This is a genomic window from Streptomyces sp. M-16 (assembly GCF_052114405.1).
Classification (GTDB): Bacteria; Actinomycetota; Actinomycetes; order Streptomycetales; family Streptomycetaceae; genus Streptomyces.
In genome coordinates this window covers 16,668-32,441 of record NZ_JBFRER010000084.1, presented here as the reverse complement: position 1 = coordinate 32,441, position 15,774 = coordinate 16,668, and the positions used below count along the sequence as shown (strand labels likewise).

The window sequence follows — 15,774 nt, the reverse complement described above, 5'->3', positions numbered from 1 at the left end:
GAGCCGTGCCCGTGGCCTGGGCCGGAGTCGGAGTCGGAGTCGGAGCGGGGGGCACCGCCGGAGCCGGGGGCGCGGCTGTGGCGACGGCCGGGCCCGGTGTCGGAGCCGCCGTCAGGACCGTCGGGGCGGCGGCGGCCCCGGMGGCTTCCGCTACTCCGCGGCTTCCGGGGGCCGGAGCCGTGCCCGTGGCCTGGGCCGGAGTCGGAGTCGGAGTCGGAGCGGGGGGCACCGCCGGAGCCGGGGGCGCGGCTGTGGCGACGGCCGGGCCCGGTGTCGGAGCCGCCGTCAGGACCGTCGGGGCGGCGGCGACCCCGGAGGCTTCCGCTACTCCGCGGCTTCCGGGGGCCGGAGCCGTGCCCGTGGCCTGGGCCGGAGTCGGAGTCGGAGCGGGGGGCACCGGCTGGGCCAGGCCCGCGGCCAGGCCTGCGGCCGGATCCGGGCTCGCGGCCGGATCCGGGGTCGGGGCCGTGGTCGTGGCCGGGCCCGCGGTCGGGCCAGTGGTCGGGCCCGCAGTCGGGCTCGTGGTCGGGCCTGGAGTCGGGCCCGCGGTCGGGACCGGAGTCGGGGCCGTGGGGGGAGTCGCCGTCGGAGCTGCGGTCGGGGTCGGGGGCAGGGTGGGGTTCGGGGTCATCGGGGCGGCTCGGTTTCCGGGGTGAGGAGGTCCGCGATGTCCAGGACGTGGTAGCCCCGCATCGAGGGGAGACAGCTGCCCCGGACCGGGCCGATGGCCGATGCCCAGGCGGCGGGGATCGCGGCCGCGCCGGACAGGGCCCCGGCCAGGGAGCCCGCCACGGCGGCGGTGGTGTCGGCGTCCCGGCCCATGTTGACGGCGGTCAGGACGGAGGCGGAGAAGTCGCCCGCGCAGGCGGCGAAGGCCCCGAACGCCAGACCCACCGCCTCCGGGGCGAGGTCCGTCCACGGGTAGCCCCCGATGACCACCGCCGAACGCACCGCCCGCTCCCCGCGCGGGGCGGCGGTGACGGCGCGCCGCAGGGAGCGGGCCGTCCAGGAGTCGGACGGGATGACCGACAGGGCCGCCGAGACCACGGAGGCGGGGGAGCCGCCCGCCATCGCCGCCGCGACCCCGGCGGCCACGGCCTGGCCCCCGTAGATGCCCTCGCCGTCGTGGCTGACCGAACCGTCGATGGCGACGAGCCGGGCGGCCTCCGCCGGGCGGCCCGCCGCGAACACCCCGAACGGGGCCGCCCGCATGGCGAGGCCGTCGCTCCAGGCGTGGCGGTGCTGCGCCGAGATGGGCGCGGCCAGGCCCCGCCGGAGGTTCTCCAGGGTGCCGCGCTCCGAGAAGCCGGCCCCGCGGAAGGGGCCCTCGTCCAGGTCCGCGATCCAGTGGTGCCAGGCCCGTTCGACGTGGGCGACGGTGAGCGCCGAGCCGTGCCGGGCCAGCAGCAGGCCCGAGAAGATGGCGTACTCCGTGTCGTCCGTGCCCGCCGGGTCGTCCGAGACGAAGCCCTCGATGCGGCCCCACTTCGCCCGGATCTCCGACGGCTTCATGTTCTCCGCGGGGGCGCCCAGCGCATCGCCCACCGCGAGGCCGAGAAGAGCGCCCCTGGCCCGTTCGAGGACGACCTGCGGATGGGCCTGCGGAAGGGATGCGATCAGCTCCATGGCGCGCCTCTCCACTTGATGGGACTCATGATGAGCCCTTGGGGGATTTGTGCCACGGCATGAGGTTTGTCGCTCGCCGCGAAACACCCCGCGAACCTCGCCGTCACCCGGTCGCCGACCCGTGAAACCCCAGGTAAGTACGGCCTTCCTTGCTGGCGGGCGGCAGAAATCGTGCGTAGTTTCGAGGTGTTCAGGGGGTGCCCGGATGGTGGGCACGGCTGCGCGTTGCCTTCGCGTACCCACTCGTACGAAAAGGGGAGATTCGACGCATGTCCATCATCGACATCGAAGCGCCGCTGCACACCGCCCACCGCGACAACCACACCCACCGCGACGTCAACGGCGGATGGCTGCGGCCCGCCGTGTTCGGCGCCATGGACGGCCTCGTCTCCAACCTCGCGCTGATGACCGGCGTGGCCGGCGGCGCCGTCGCCCCGCAGACCATCGTGATCACCGGCCTGGCGGGCCTCGCGGCCGGCGCCTTCTCGATGGCGGCCGGGGAGTACACCTCCGTCGCCTCGCAGCGCGAGCTGGTCCTGGCCGAGCTGGACGTGGAACGCCAGCAGCTGCGCAAGCACCCCGTCGACGAGATGGAGGAGCTCGCCGAGCTCTACGTCTCGCGCGGCGTCGAGCCCGCCCTCGCCCGCGAGGTCGCCATGCAGCTCTCCCGCGACCCGGAGCAGGCGCTGGAGATCCACGCCCGCGAGGAGCTCGGCATAGACCCGGACGACCTGCCCTCGCCGCTCGTCGCCGCCGTCTCGTCCTTCGGGTCCTTCGCGCTGGGCGCGCTGCTGCCCCTGCTGCCGTACCTGCTCGGGGCGACCGCCCTGTGGCCGGCCGTGCTGCTCGCGCTCGTCGGACTCTTCGCCTGCGGCGCGGTCGTCGCCCGGGTCACCGCCCGGTCCTGGTGGTACAGCGGCGCGCGTCAGCTGCTCCTGGGTGGTGCGGCCGCCGGTGTGACGTACATCCTGGGAACCTGGATCGGTGGCGTCGTAGGCTAACCGCCGCGAGAGTGAGACACTATGCAGTGCGCAACATAAGTAGTCCGTTACCCGGCGGTTTCGATTCCGTGACCGCGGGGCATCAGACCAGGGCGCCCGGGCAACGATGCCCGCATCGCGCCGGGACCTCCGCCCCGTGCTGCGTCCGCAGAAGTCCTTGTGGGAGCCCCCGCAGCCCAGCGAAGGTCCTTCTTTCCCGCCTCGTGTCGAGTCCGCATGCTGGAACGCCATATCCGCTTCTCGGGATTGCCGTCATCATGTAACCTGCACGAAATTTCGCAGAGGGCCAACGTCGTCCCTCGGCTATGCACATATGCCACGACGACGACGGGAGAGCCGATGCGTTCCGCATCCACGCACTCCGCGACCGGCCCCAGCACCACCGCCTGGTCGCCCATGGACGGTCGCCCCGCCCAGCAGGGCATGTACGACCCGCGCAACGAGAAGGACGCCTGTGGCGTCGGATTCGTGGCGAACCTCACCGGCGAGGCGACCCACACCCTCGTCGAGCAGGCGCTGACCGTACTGCGGAACCTTGAGCACCGGGGCGCCACCGGATCCGAGCCGGATTCGGGCGACGGCGCCGGAATCCTGTCCCAGGTGCCGGACGCCTTCCTGCGCGAGGTCGCCGGCTTCGAGCTCCCCGAGGCCGGCGCGTACGCCGTCGGCATCGCCTTCCTCCCCGCCGACGGCCCCGCACAGGCCGTCGCCGTGGAGCGGATCGAGGCCCTCGCCGCCGAGGAGAACCTCACGGTCCTCGGCTGGCGCGAGGTCCCGGTCACCCCCGACCTGCTCGGCAACGGCGCCCGCGCCACCATGCCGGCCTTCTCGCAGCTCTTCGTGAGCAACGGGACCACCGGGATCGAGCTGGACCGCAAGGCCTTCGTGCTGCGCAAGCGCGCCGAGCGCGAGGCCGGGGTCTACTTCCCGTCGCTCTCCGCCCGGACCATCGTCTACAAGGGCATGCTGACCACCGGCCAGCTGGAGCCCTTCTTCCCGGACCTCTCCGACCGCCGCTTCGCGTCGACGCTCGCCCTGGTCCACTCCCGGTTCTCGACGAACACCTTCCCGTCCTGGCCGCTCGCCCACCCGTACCGCTTCGTCGCGCACAACGGCGAGATCAACACGGTCAAGGGCAACCGCAACTGGATGAAGGCCCGCGAGTCCCAGCTGGCCTCCGGCGCCTTCGGCGACGGCGCCCTGGACCGCATCTTCCCGATCTGCACCCCGGACGCCTCCGACTCGGCCTCCTTCGACGAGGTCCTGGAGCTGCTCCACCTCGGCGGCCGGTCGCTGCCGCACAGCGTGCTGATGATGATCCCGGAGGCGTGGGAGAACCACACCTCCATGGACCCGGCCCGCCGCGCGTTCTACCAGTACCACTCCACGATGATGGAGCCCTGGGACGGCCCGGCCTGCGTCACCTTCACCGACGGCACCCAGGTCGGCGCGGTCCTCGACCGCAACGGTCTGCGCCCCGGCCGCTACTGGGTCACCGACGACGGCCTCGTCGTCCTCGGCTCCGAGGTCGGCGTCCTGGACATCGACCCGGCCAAGGTCGTCCGCAAGGGCCGCCTGCAGCCCGGCAAGATGTTCCTCGTCGACACCGCCCAGAAGCGGATCATCGAGGACGAGGAGATCAAGAACGAGCTGGCCGCCGCCGCCCCCTACGCCGAATGGCTGGAGACCGGCGAGATCGAGCTGACGGACCTGCCCGAGCGCGAGCACATCGTCCACACCCACGCCTCGGTCACCCGCCGCCAGCAGACCTTCGGCTACACCGAGGAAGAGCTGCGCGTCATCCTCGCGCCCATGGCCCGCACGGGCGGCGAGCCGCTCGGCTCCATGGGCACGGACTCGCCGATCGCGGCCCTGTCCGAGCGCCCCCGGCTGCTCTTCGACTACTTCACCCAGCTCTTCGCGCAGGTCACCAACCCGCCGCTGGACGCCATCCGCGAGGAGCTCGTCACCTCGCTGCTGTCCTCGCTGGGCCCCCAGGGCAACCTGCTGGAGCCGACCGCCGCGTCCTGCCGCAGCGTCACCCTGCCCTTCCCGGTGATCGACAACGACGAGCTGGCCAAGCTCATACACGTCAACGCCGACGGCGACATGCCGGGCATGAAGGCGGCCACCCTCTCGGGCCTGTACCGGGTCTCGGGCGGCGGCCAGGCGCTCGCCGCGCGGATCGAGGAGATCCGCACCGAGGCCGACGCGGCCATCGAGGCCGGCGCCCGCCTGATCGTCCTGTCGGACCGCCACTCGGACGCCGAGCACGCGCCGATCCCGTCGCTGCTGCTCACCTCCGCGGTGCACCACCACCTCATCGCCACCAAGCAGCGCACCCAGGTGGGTCTGCTGGTCGAGGCCGGTGACGTCCGCGAGGTCCACCACGTCGCGCTGCTCATCGGCTACGGCGCGGCCGCGGTCAACCCGTACCTGGCGATGGAGTCCGTCGAGGACCTGCTGCGCGCGGGCACCTTCCTGTCCGGCCTGGAGCCGGAGCAGGCCATCAAGAACCTGATCTACGCGCTCGGCAAGGGCGTCCTGAAGGTCATGTCCAAGATGGGCATCTCCACGGTCGCCTCCTACCGCGGCGCCCAGGTGTTCGAGGCCGTCGGCCTCGACGAGGAGTTCGTCGGCACCTACTTCAGCGGCACCGCCACCAAGATCGGCGGCGCCGGCCTGGACGTCGTCGCCAAGGAGGTGGCCGCCCGCCACGCCAAGGCGTACCCGGCCTCCGGCATCGCGGCCACGCACCGCGCGCTGGAGATCGGCGGCGAGTACCAGTGGCGCCGCGAGGGCGAGCCGCACCTCTTCGACCCGGAGACGGTCTTCCGCCTCCAGCACGCCACCCGCAACCGCCGGTACGACATCTTCCGGCAGTACACCGACCGGGTGAACGAGCAGTCCGAGCGCCTGATGACGCTCCGCGGCCTGTTCGGCTTCGCCTCGGACCGCCCCTCGATCTCCATCGACGAGGTCGAGCCGGTCTCCGAGATCGTCAAGCGCTTCTCCACCGGCGCCATGTCGTACGGCTCCATCTCCAAGGAGGCGCACGAGACCCTCGCCATCGCCATGAACCAGCTGGGCGCCAAGTCCAACACCGGTGAGGGCGGCGAGGACCCGGACCGCCTGTACGACCCGGCGCGGCGTTCGTCGATCAAGCAGGTCGCCTCCGGCCGCTTCGGCGTCACCTCCGAGTACCTGGTCAACGCGGACGACATCCAGATCAAGATGGCGCAGGGCGCCAAGCCCGGCGAGGGCGGCCAGCTGCCCGGCCACAAGGTCTACCCGTGGGTCGCAAAGACGCGTCACTCGACGCCGGGCGTGGGGCTCATCTCCCCGCCGCCGCACCACGACATCTACTCCATCGAGGACCTGGCCCAGCTGATCCACGACCTCAAGAACGCCAACCCGGCCGCGCGCATCCACGTGAAGCTCGTGTCCGAGGTCGGCGTCGGGACCGTGGCCGCCGGTGTCTCCAAGGCCCACGCGGACGTCGTCCTCATCTCCGGCCACGACGGCGGAACGGGCGCCTCCCCGCTCACCTCGCTCAAGCACGCGGGCGGCCCCTGGGAGCTCGGCCTCGCCGAGACCCAGCAGACCCTGCTGCTCAACGGGCTGCGCGACCGCATCGTGGTCCAGACGGACGGTCAGCTCAAGACCGGCCGCGACGTGGTCATCGCCGCGCTGCTCGGCGCCGAGGAGTTCGGTTTCGCGACCGCGCCGCTCGTCGTCTCCGGCTGCGTCATGATGCGCGTCTGCCACCTGGACACCTGCCCGGTCGGCATCGCCACCCAGAACCCGGTCCTGCGCGACCGCTTCTCCGGCAAGCCCGAGTTCGTCGTCAACTTCTTCGAGTTCATCGCGGAGGAGGTGCGCGAGATCCTCGCCGAGCTGGGCTTCCGCACGATCGAGGAGGCCGTCGGTCACGCCGAGCTCCTCGACACCAGCAAGGCCGTCACGCACTGGAAGGCGCAGGGGCTCGACCTCGCCCCCCTCTTCTACGTGCCGGAGCTGCCCGAGGGCGCGGTCCGCCACGCCCTGATCGAGCAGGACCACGGTCTGGAGAAGGCCCTCGACAACGAGCTGATCAAGCTCGCGGCCGACGCGCTGAACGCCGATACCGCGGAGGCGGCCCAGCCGGTCCGCGCCCAGGTCGCGATCCGCAACATCAACCGGACCGTCGGCACCATGCTCGGCCACGAGGTCACGAAGAAGTTCGGCGGTGCGGGCCTGCCCGACAACACCATCGACCTCACCTTCACCGGCAGCGCCGGCCAGTCCTTCGGCGCCTTCCTGCCGAAGGGCGTCACCCTCCGCCTGGAGGGCGACGCCAACGACTACGTCGGCAAGGGCCTCTCCGGCGGCCGGATCGTCGTCCGCCCGGACCGCGCCGCCGACCACCTCGCCGAGTACTCCACCATCGCCGGCAACACCATCGGCTACGGCGCCACCGGCGGCGAGATGTTCCTGCGCGGCCGCACCGGCGAGCGCTTCTGCGTCCGCAACTCCGGCGCCCTGGTCGTCTCGGAGGGCGTGGGCGACCACGGCTGCGAGTACATGACCGGCGGCCGGGCGGTCGTCCTGGGCGAGACCGGCCGCAACTTCGCGGCGGGCATGTCGGGCGGCGTCGCGTACGTCATCGACCTCGACCCGGACAACGTCAACGTCGGCAACACGCAGGCGGTCGAGACCGACCTCGGCGACGCCGACAGGCAGTGGCTGCACGATGTGGTGCGCCGCCACGAGGAGGAGACCGGCTCGACCGTGGCCGCGAAGCTCCTGGCTGACTGGGACGCCGCGGTGGCCCGCTTCAGCAAGATCATCCCCACCACGTACAAGGCAGTGCTCGCCGCCAAGGACGCCGCCGAGCTGGCCGGACTCTCGGAGTCCGAGACCACGGAGAAGATGATGGAGGCGGCGACCCATGGCTGACCCGAAGGGCTTCCTCACCACCCCCCGCGAGACCGCCTGTTCCCGTCCCGTCGCCGACCGGCTGAAGGACTGGAACGAGGTCTACGTCCCGGGCTCGCTGCTCCCGATCATCAGCAAGCAGGCCGGGCGCTGCATGGACTGCGGCATCCCGTTCTGCCACAACGGCTGCCCGCTCGGGAACCTGATCCCCGAGTGGAACGACTACGCGTACCGCGAGGACTGGGCGGCGGCGTCGGAGCGGCTGCACGCGACGAACAACTTCCCGGAGTTCACGGGCCGTCTGTGCCCGGCTCCCTGTGAGTCCGCGTGCGTGCTCGGCATCAACCAGCCGGCCGTCACCATCAAGAACGTCGAAGTCTCGATCATCGACAAGGCCTGGGACAACGGCGACGTCACCCCGCAGGCGCCCGAGCGCCTGTCCGGCAAGACCGCCGCCGTCATCGGCTCCGGCCCCGCCGGTCTGGCCGCCGCCCAGCAGCTGACCCGGGCCGGCCACACCGTGGTGGTGTACGAGCGCGCCGACCGCATCGGCGGGCTGCTGCGCTACGGCATCCCCGAGTTCAAGATGGAGAAGGTGCACATCAACCGCCGCATCGAGCAGATGCGCGCGGAGGGCACCAAGTTCCGCACGGGCATCGAGGTCGGCCGTGACATCACCGCCACCGACCTGCGCAAGCGGTTCGACGCGGTGGTGATCGCGGCGGGCGCCACCGTCTCCCGCGACCTGCCGGTCCCCGGCCGGGAGCTGAACGGCATCCACCTCGCGATGGAGTACCTCCCGCTCGCGAACAAGGTCCAGGAGGGCGACTTCCTGGCCCCGCCGATCACCGCCGAGGGCAAGCACGTGGTCGTCATCGGCGGCGGCGACACCGGCGCGGACTGCGTCGGCACCGCCCACCGCCAGGGCGCCGCCTCGGTCACCCAGCTGGAGATCATGCCGAAGCCGGGCGAGGACCGGAACGCCAACCAGCCCTGGCCGACGTTCCCGATGCTCTACAAGGTCACCTCGGCCCACGAGGAGGGCGGCGAGCGGGTCTACTCCGTCTCCACCACCCACTTCGAGGGCGACGAGGACGGCAACGTCCAGTCCCTCCACCTGATCGAGGTCGCCTTCGAGGACGGCAAGCTCGTCCAGAAGCCGGGCACCGAGCGCGTCCTCCCCGCGCAGCTGGTCACCCTGGCGATGGGCTTCACGGGCACCGACCAGGAGAACGGCCTGGTCCAGCAGTTCGGGCTGGAGCTGGACGCGCGGGGCAACATCGACCGCGACGCCGCCTACGCGACCAACGTCGACGGCGTCTTCGTCGCCGGTGACGCCGGCCGCGGCCAGTCGCTGATCGTCTGGGCCATCGCGGAGGGCCGCTCGGCCGCCCGCGGCGTGGACCGCTTCCTGACCGGCACCAGCGCCCTCCCGTACCCGGTCAAGCCGACGGACCGCTCCCTGACGGTGTAACCACCGTCGCCCCCGCCCCCCTCCGGGGGCGGGACCCCTCATACGGTCCGTACAACGACGTGCGGAATTCTGACACCGCGCCCGCCATGACCTCTCTGGGACGCCGGGCTCGCACCGCTCGGCCGCTGGCGGCCTCCCGGGCTTCGCCCGGCTGCGCCGGCCTCCGGCCGTCGGTACCGTATGCGGAGTGACCTGTGGTACCCCCGCCCCGTCCGTGGGGCGGGACCCCTCATACGGTCCGTACAACGACGTGCGGAATTCTGACACCGCGCCCGCCATGTCCCCGACCAGGGATGGCGGGCGCGGTGGCGTTCGGGGGGCGGCGGCCGGTGCGCCACGGGAGCGGAGCCGGATCCACTGTTCGTGAACGGGCCGGGCCGGCGGGGAGCCGAGCCCCGGCCCGTGACGGGACCGCCGGGCCGGGCGGTGTCGGTTACTCGGGCTGGACGACCGTGGCGCCCCAGCGGGTCGTCGGGGTGGAGGTCGTCACCGTGGCGCCGAAGCCGCCGGACAGGCCGGTGCCGAGGGGGACGGTGATGCTCGCCGGGGTGCCCGTCGGGCAGGTCAGGGTGAAGGGGGCCGGGTTGCGGTCCGGGTGGTCGTCGAGGCGGAACGACACCTCGATGCTGCCGCCGCCCTCGCAGGCGAAGGTGGTGAAGGTGTCCAGGTGGGAGGCGAGGCCGCCCGAGACGAAGCCGCTGGAACCGGTGGTCTCCGGGACCCAGATCAGGCCGTCGGGGCCCGGGTGGGAGATCACTTCCCGCTCCGCCGCGGACGCCTGGACCACCCCTGTGGTCAGTGCCAGGGCCGCGGCCGCAGCTGTGAGGGTGATGGCCGTGCGGGCGATGTGGGTGGTGCGGGTGTGGTTCATGACTTTCCCCCCGGAATCAGTGATCACAAATGCCTGTGTTCACAGTAGGCGGCACCACTGACGACGCCCTCGGGAGTGGCTGGTGACACTGGCGGGATGGATCTACGGGTGCGGGGTGTGAGGGACGGGGACGTCGAGTGGGTCGCCGAGTTGAAGGCGGCCGTGATGCGGGCCGACCTGGAGCGGCTCGGGCGCTACGACCACCATCGGGCCCGGCAGCTGGTCCGGGATTCGTTCGGCGGTGAGCACTCCGGGGTCATCGAGGCCGGCGGGGAGCCGGTGGGGAGTCTCACCGTGCGGCCCGCGCGGGGCGGACTGGTGCTGGAGCACTTCTACCTGGACGCGGCGCACCAGGGGCGGGGGATCGGGACCCGGGTCCTGGAGGGTGTGCTGGCGCGGGCCGACGCCGAGGGGGCCGAGGTGCGGCTGACCGTGCTGCGGGGGAGCGCCGCACGGGGGCTGTACGAGCGGTACGGGTTCACCGTCGAGGCCCAGGACGCGGTGGACGTGCACATGGTGCGGGCCGCCGCCGCGCGGTAGGCCGTACGGGCCGGGCCCTCGCGGCCGGTCCGGCGACGGGCCGCCGCCCGTACCGGCGCGGGGTGGTCCCCGGTGCCTCCGGTGACGGGGGGCCGGGCGCCGGGACGCGTGCTCAACGGGACGGGGACGAGCGGGCCGCGAGGGCGGCCAGGGCGGCGCGGGTCGTGACGCCGGTCTTGCGGTAGACGTGGGAGAGGTGGGTGTCCACCGTACGGGGGCTCAGGTGGAGGCGGGCCGCGTGGCCGCCGTCGTGAGGCCCTCGGCGACCGGGGCGGCGATCTCCCGGGTCCTCGTCTCACTCGCCGGAGGCGGGGCCGGGGGCCGCCGCGCCCGGCGTGGTGGGAGCCGGGGGACCACTCGTTGGGGTGGCCCTCCGGCCCGCGGGGGGAGTCCGGGTACCGGGGGGAGACGCCCGGACGCCGCCCCCGGCCCGAGGGGGGCGGGGCGGCGCCGGCCGCGTGGGGGTCGGCCGGTGCGGCCCGGCCGGGGACCCGCGCGGGGCGGGACGGCGGCCGGGGGCGGTAGGCCGTACGGAGGACCGGGCCTCGGAGGACCGCGGTTGACGGGGCCGGGGTCTGGTAACTGTGGGCGCCATGCCCTCCCGAACGCTGCTGCGGTGCCTGCTCGGCGCCGCCCTGCTGCTGCCCGTCGCCCCCCTGTCGCCCGCCGTCGCCGCCGCGGGCGCCGACGGCGGGCGGACCGTCGACTACCAGGGGCTGCACGTCACCCTCCCCGCCGGCTGGCAGGTCGTCGACCTCGACCGCCACCCCGACGCCTGCCTGCGCCTGGACCGCCCCGCGCTCTACCTCGGGCACGCCGGCACCCAGGCCGAATGCGCCTCCGGCCGGGCCGTCGCCCACCGCGCCGACACCCTGCACCTGGAGCCCATCGACGGCGCCCCGCCCCGCGCCGACATCCCCACCTTCCCCGTCGACGCCGGCACCGCGCTGCCGCCCGCCGACGCCGACAGCCGCGAGCTGCGCTACGCCCTGCGCGGGACCGGGGTGATGGCCACCCTCTCCTACGGGGAGGACCCGGCCGCCGTACGGGGCCTGCTGGCCCGGGCCGCCGCGTTGGAGGGCGCACCGGCTCCCGCCACCGCGCCGGTGGTCACCGCCGCGGGCCCGGCGGCGGCGCCCCGCGCCACCCAGGAGGCCTTCACCGGCACCGGCTTCGACGCCTGTACCGCCCCGACCCAGCGGGCGATGGACGCCTGGCGGGCCGACTCCCCCTTCGGCGCGGTCGGCATCTACATCGGCGGCCGTGCCCGCGCCTGCGCCCAGCCGCAGCTGACGGCGGGCTGGGTCCGCAAGCAGGCCGCGGCCGGCTGGCACCTGATGCCGATCTGGGTGGGCCTGCAGCCCTGGAACAGCTCCAGCACCGGTCTGTCCACCGACCCCTCCCGGGCCAACGACCAGGGCCGGGAGGCCGCCGACGGCGCCGCCGACGCGGCCCGCTCGCTCGGCCTGGACGCGGGCACGGTGCTCTACAACGACCTGGAGAACTACACCGACCGGGCCACCTGGGACGCCCCCGTCGTCGCCTACCTCACCGCCTGGACGGTCCGCCTGCACGAGCTGGGCTACCGTGCGGCGGCGTACGTCTCCGCGAGCTCCGGGGCCAGCGCGCTGAGCGCCCACTACCAGCAGGCCCCGCAGGCCATGCCGGACGTGCTGTGGGTGGCCCGCTGGAACCTGGCGGCCTCCGTCACCGACGCCGACATGGGCCTGCCCGAGCACACCGCGCAGTGGGCCGGGCCGCGCCGGGCCCACCAGTTCCGCGGGGACCACGACGCCTCGTACGGCGGGGTGACGATCAACATCGACCGGAGCTGGGTGGACGTGGACCCGGCCGCCCTCGGACCGGTCGGCGGCCTGCCGGCCGACGCTCCGGTGCGCGGCCCGCTCGCGGGCCTGCCGTTCAGCTGACGGGGTCCTCCCGCGCGGGTTCGTCGTCGTTGCCCCGGCGCAGGGTGTGCAGCCCGTGCGCCGGGGTCCACGTCCGCACCACCAGTTCCTCGCCCTCCACCGAGACCCGCACGACCTCCCTCAGCTCGGCGTGGAAGAGGTGGAAGGGGTGCGGGGACTCCGTCTCCTCGGCGTACCGGTGCAGCTCCGGCGGGTCCACGATCTCCACCGCCCGCCCGGAGATCCGCACGTCCCCGTCGGGCATGTCCTCGCCCCCGCCGGGGTTGGTGTGCAGGGCGAACCGCGGATCGCGCTGGAGGTCGAGGGCCTTCAGCGAGCCCGGCATCATGCCGAGCCACATCTCCCCGCCGCGGAAGTCGACGTTCAGCCCGCTCAGGCGGGGCGAGCCGTCCTTGCGCAGGGTGCCCAGGACGTGGTGCGGGTACTGCGCGAAGCGGGCCCGCACGGCCGCCGCGAACTCGGGTTCCGCCTTCTCGAACGCTGCCCAGTTGTTCGTCGTCATGGCCCCATGAAAGCGCGGCCCCCGTCGCCCGCGGCTCAGGCGCGCACGATCCCCGCCGCGCGCCGCCCCGCAGCGGCGACACCCCGGCGCTCCCGTAGAGGTTCGCGAGTGCCGCAGCGGCCGCTTCCGCCGCGTGGAGATCCATGGCGCTGCCCGTGACGGGCCCGAGACGTCAGCGGGCCGGGGCGTACCCCAGGAGTGCGGCCAGCCGCTCCCGGTGGGCGGCGGGCGGACCGAAGAGCTGCGCCGAGCCGTGGGCGCGCTTGAAGAAGGTGTGCGCCTCGTGCTCCCAGGTGATGCCGATCCCGCCGTGCAGCTGGATCATCTCGCCCGCGACGTACGCGTACGCCTCGGAGCAGGCCGACTTGGCGGCGGCGGCCAGCTGCGGCGCGGCGTCGGAGGCGGCCGCGGCGCGGGCGAGCGCGCGGGCCGTCTCCACGGCGGTGTACAGGTCGGCGAGCCGGTGCTTGACGGCCTGGAAGGAGCCGATGGGGCGGCCGAACTGGGTACGGTCCTTCGCGTGGCGGACCGTCACCTCCAGGGCCCGCCCGGCGGCCCCCGCCTGTTCGGCGGCGAGCGCGGTGCAGGCCAGGTCGCGGACCCGGGCGAGGACGGCCCCGCCGTCGGGGGAGAGCAGCCGGGCCGGGGTCCGGTCGAGGGACAGGACGGCCAGCGGGCGGGTCGGGTCCATGGTGGACCGTACGGCGAACCCGTCCGGCGGGCCGTCGAGTTCGAACAGGCCGAGGCGGCCGGTGTCCCGGCGCCGGGCGAAGGCCAGCAGCGGCCCGGGCCGCCCGGGGCCGGTCAGGACGTACCGCTTGGTGCCGGTGAGCAGCCAGCCGGATCCGGCGGGCTCGGCCCGGGTGACGAGGTCCCCGTCCTCCCACCCGCCCCGCCCCGCGGCGGGCCCGGCCCCGGGTCCGGCCCCGGTCGCGGAGCTGTCGTCGGGGCCCTCCGCCCAGGCCAGCGCCCCCACCGCAGACCCGTCCGCCAGCCCGGGCAGGTACCGTGCGCAGGCCTCCCGGTCCCCGGACGCGAGCAGCGCCTGCACGGCCAGCACCGCCGAGCCCAGGTACGGTACGGGGCTCAGCGCGCGGCCCAGCTCCGCCATCACCACCCCGGTCTCGGCGGGCCCGCAGCCCAGCCCGCCGTACTCCGGGGGGACCGCCAGCGCGGCCACGCCCACCTGCCCGGTCAGCGGGCCCCAGGCCGCGTGGCCGGGGTGCCGGGCGAGCACCGCCCTGACGGCGTCGCGCAGTTCGTCCTGCTCCGGGGTGGTTCCCAGGTCCGGGCCGCCGCTCATGCCGACTCCCCCCGGGCCGCGCGGCGCAGCCGTTCCTTCAGCAGCTTGCCCCCCGCGTTGCGCGGGAGTTCCTCGACCACCGTGAACCGCCGGGGCACCTTGAAGTTGGCCAGCCGCTCCCGGGCCCAGGCGGTCAGTTCCTCGGCGGTGACCGGGGCGCTGGTGACCAGGTAGGCGACGCCCACCTCGCCGAGCCGTTCGTCGGGGGCCCCGACCACGGCGGCGTCCGCCACCGCGGGGTGGGTCACCAGCACGTTCTCCACCTCCGCCGGGTAGGCGTTGAACCCGCCGACCACGTACATGTCCTTGAGCCGGTCGGTGATGGCGAGGTAACCGCGGCCGTCCAGGACGCCGACGTCCCCGGTGCGCAGCCAGCCGCCGGGCAGGATCGCGTCGGCGGTGGCCGCCGGGTCGTCCAGGTAGCCGGGGGTGACGTGGTAGCCGCGGACCTGCACCTCGCCGGGTTCCCCGGCGGGCAGCACCGCGCCCAGCGGTCCGGTGATCCGCACCTCGGTGCCGGGCAGGGGCGGGCCGACGGTGCGGGCGAGCGTGTCGGAGTCGGCGTCGGTGGGGCAGACGGAGACGACCCCGCCGCACTCGGTCAGTCCGTAGGCGGTGAACACGTGGGGTGCGCCCAGTCCTTCGCGGATCTCCTCGACGAGGGAGGCGGGCACGCGGGCGGCGCCGGTGCCGGCCAGCCGCAGCGCGGAGAGGTCGTGGGCGGCGCGGTCCGGGTGGCGCAGCAGGCCGTGGAAGACGGTGGGCGGCCCCATCAGGCAGGTGACCCGTTCCTCGGCCATGCGCCGCAGGATGCGGTCCGTGTCGTACCGGGCCTCGGGGAGCATCGTGACCCCGCGCAACAGGCAGGCGAGCACGCCGGCCTTGTAGCCGAAGGTGTGGAAGAACGGGTTGACCAGCAGGTACCGGTCGCCCGGGCGCAGGGTGACCAGCTCCGACCAGGAGGCGTAGAGCCGCAGGGTCTGGGCGTGGGTGCTCGTGACCCCCTTGGAGCGGCCCGTGGTGCCGGAGGTGTAGAGGACGTCGGCGATGTCGTCGGGGCGGACGCGGGCGGCGCGGTCGGCGCGCTCCGCCTCGGACACGGACCGCCCGGCGCTCAGGTACGCCTCCCAGGACTCCTCCCCCCGTCCGCCGCGCAGGATCACGGTGGAGGCCAGGGCTCCGAGGTCCTCTCCGGAGGCGTGCAGGTCGCGGGCGTAGTCGGTGCCGAGGAAGCCGCGCTCGGTGAACAGCACGCGGGCTCCGCTGCGGCGGATGACGTCGGCGGCCTCGGCGGGCCTGTAGCGGGTGTTGACCGGGACGAGCACGGCGCCCGCGCCGACCGCGCCCAGGGCGGCGGTGATCCACCGGTGGCCGTTCGGGGCCCAGAGGGCCACCCGGTCGCCGGGGCGGATGCCGTGGGCGATGGCGGCGCGGGCGGCGGCGGCGATCTCCGCGGCCAGTTCGGCGAAGGTCCAGCGGACCTCTCCGTCGGCGAGCGCCTCCCGGTCGCCGTACGCGGCGGCGGCGTGGGCGGCGAGGAAGGCGAGGGTGGCGGGCGGCGCGGACGGGGGAGCCAACGGCGTTCGGGGCGGGGGCACTTGCGGGGTCTGGC

Annotated in this window: 11 protein-coding genes; 5 read left to right on the top strand and 6 right to left on the bottom strand. The window is 74.0% G+C overall.

The window, feature by feature from the left end:
- Window positions 1–627 precede the first annotated feature (627 nt).
- The gene (locus AB4039_RS29850; protein WP_266838523.1) at window positions 628–1,626 is read right to left on the bottom strand and encodes an ADP-ribosylglycohydrolase family protein; all 999 of its coding nucleotides are present in this window, start codon (window positions 1,624–1,626) and stop codon (window positions 628–630) included.
- Window positions 1,627–1,895: 269 nt separating this feature from the next.
- Here AB4039_RS29850 and AB4039_RS29845 point away from each other — a divergent pair, with 269 nt between their 5' ends.
- From AB4039_RS29845 to AB4039_RS29835, 3 genes are all read left to right on the top strand, one after another.
- Window positions 1,896–2,627, top strand: coding sequence for a VIT1/CCC1 transporter family protein (locus tag AB4039_RS29845; RefSeq protein WP_266838522.1), 732 nt, complete (start codon window positions 1,896–1,898; stop codon window positions 2,625–2,627).
- A gap of 396 nt (window positions 2,628–3,023) precedes the next feature.
- Entirely contained in the window at window positions 3,024–7,565 is a 4,542-nt protein-coding gene (gltB, locus tag AB4039_RS29840; protein ID WP_442272257.1) for a glutamate synthase large subunit, read from the top strand.
- Complete coding sequence (locus AB4039_RS29835) at window positions 7,558–9,018, top strand: glutamate synthase subunit beta (RefSeq protein WP_266838521.1); 1,461 nt, start codon at window positions 7,558–7,560, stop codon at window positions 9,016–9,018. The genes gltB and AB4039_RS29835 overlap by 8 nt, the downstream gene beginning before the upstream one ends.
- Before the next feature lie 433 nt (window positions 9,019–9,451).
- Here AB4039_RS29835 and AB4039_RS29830 read toward each other — a convergent pair whose 3' ends face one another.
- Window positions 9,452–9,889 (bottom strand): hypothetical protein, encoded by a 438-nt coding sequence (locus AB4039_RS29830; RefSeq protein WP_442272255.1) that lies wholly within the window; start codon window positions 9,887–9,889, stop codon window positions 9,452–9,454.
- Between the two features lie 96 nt (window positions 9,890–9,985).
- Between AB4039_RS29830 and AB4039_RS29825 the strand changes: the two genes are divergently transcribed.
- Window positions 9,986–10,429, top strand: coding sequence for a GNAT family N-acetyltransferase (locus AB4039_RS29825; protein WP_442272254.1), 444 nt, complete (start codon window positions 9,986–9,988; stop codon window positions 10,427–10,429).
- A gap of 112 nt (window positions 10,430–10,541) precedes the next feature.
- Here the strand turns inward: AB4039_RS29825 and AB4039_RS29820 are convergent, their stop codons facing one another.
- Window positions 10,542–10,637 (bottom strand): hypothetical protein, encoded by a 96-nt coding sequence (locus tag AB4039_RS29820; RefSeq protein ID WP_442272253.1) that lies wholly within the window; start codon window positions 10,635–10,637, stop codon window positions 10,542–10,544.
- A gap of 385 nt (window positions 10,638–11,022) precedes the next feature.
- Between AB4039_RS29820 and AB4039_RS29815 the strand changes: the two genes are divergently transcribed.
- On the top strand, window positions 11,023–12,357 hold the full coding sequence (locus tag AB4039_RS29815) for a DUF1906 domain-containing protein (RefSeq protein WP_442272252.1): 1,335 nt from the start codon (window positions 11,023–11,025) through the stop codon (window positions 12,355–12,357).
- Here the strand turns inward: AB4039_RS29815 and AB4039_RS29810 are convergent.
- From AB4039_RS29810 to AB4039_RS29800, 3 genes are all read right to left on the bottom strand, one after another.
- Window positions 12,350–12,859 (bottom strand): pyridoxamine 5'-phosphate oxidase family protein, encoded by a 510-nt coding sequence (locus AB4039_RS29810; RefSeq protein WP_266838518.1) that lies wholly within the window; start codon window positions 12,857–12,859, stop codon window positions 12,350–12,352. The two genes, AB4039_RS29815 and AB4039_RS29810, sit on opposite strands and share 8 nt — an antisense overlap.
- A gap of 172 nt (window positions 12,860–13,031) precedes the next feature.
- Window positions 13,032–14,162 carry an acyl-CoA dehydrogenase family protein gene (locus tag AB4039_RS29805; RefSeq protein ID WP_442272251.1) on the bottom strand — a complete coding sequence of 377 codons (1,131 nt, stop codon included), beginning with the start codon at window positions 14,160–14,162 and terminating at the stop codon, window positions 13,032–13,034.
- Window positions 14,159–15,760, bottom strand: coding sequence for a FadD3 family acyl-CoA ligase (locus AB4039_RS29800; RefSeq protein ID WP_442272256.1), 1,602 nt, complete (start codon window positions 15,758–15,760; stop codon window positions 14,159–14,161). The genes AB4039_RS29805 and AB4039_RS29800 overlap by 4 nt, the downstream gene beginning before the upstream one ends.
- Between the last annotated feature and the right edge of the window lie 14 nt (window positions 15,761–15,774).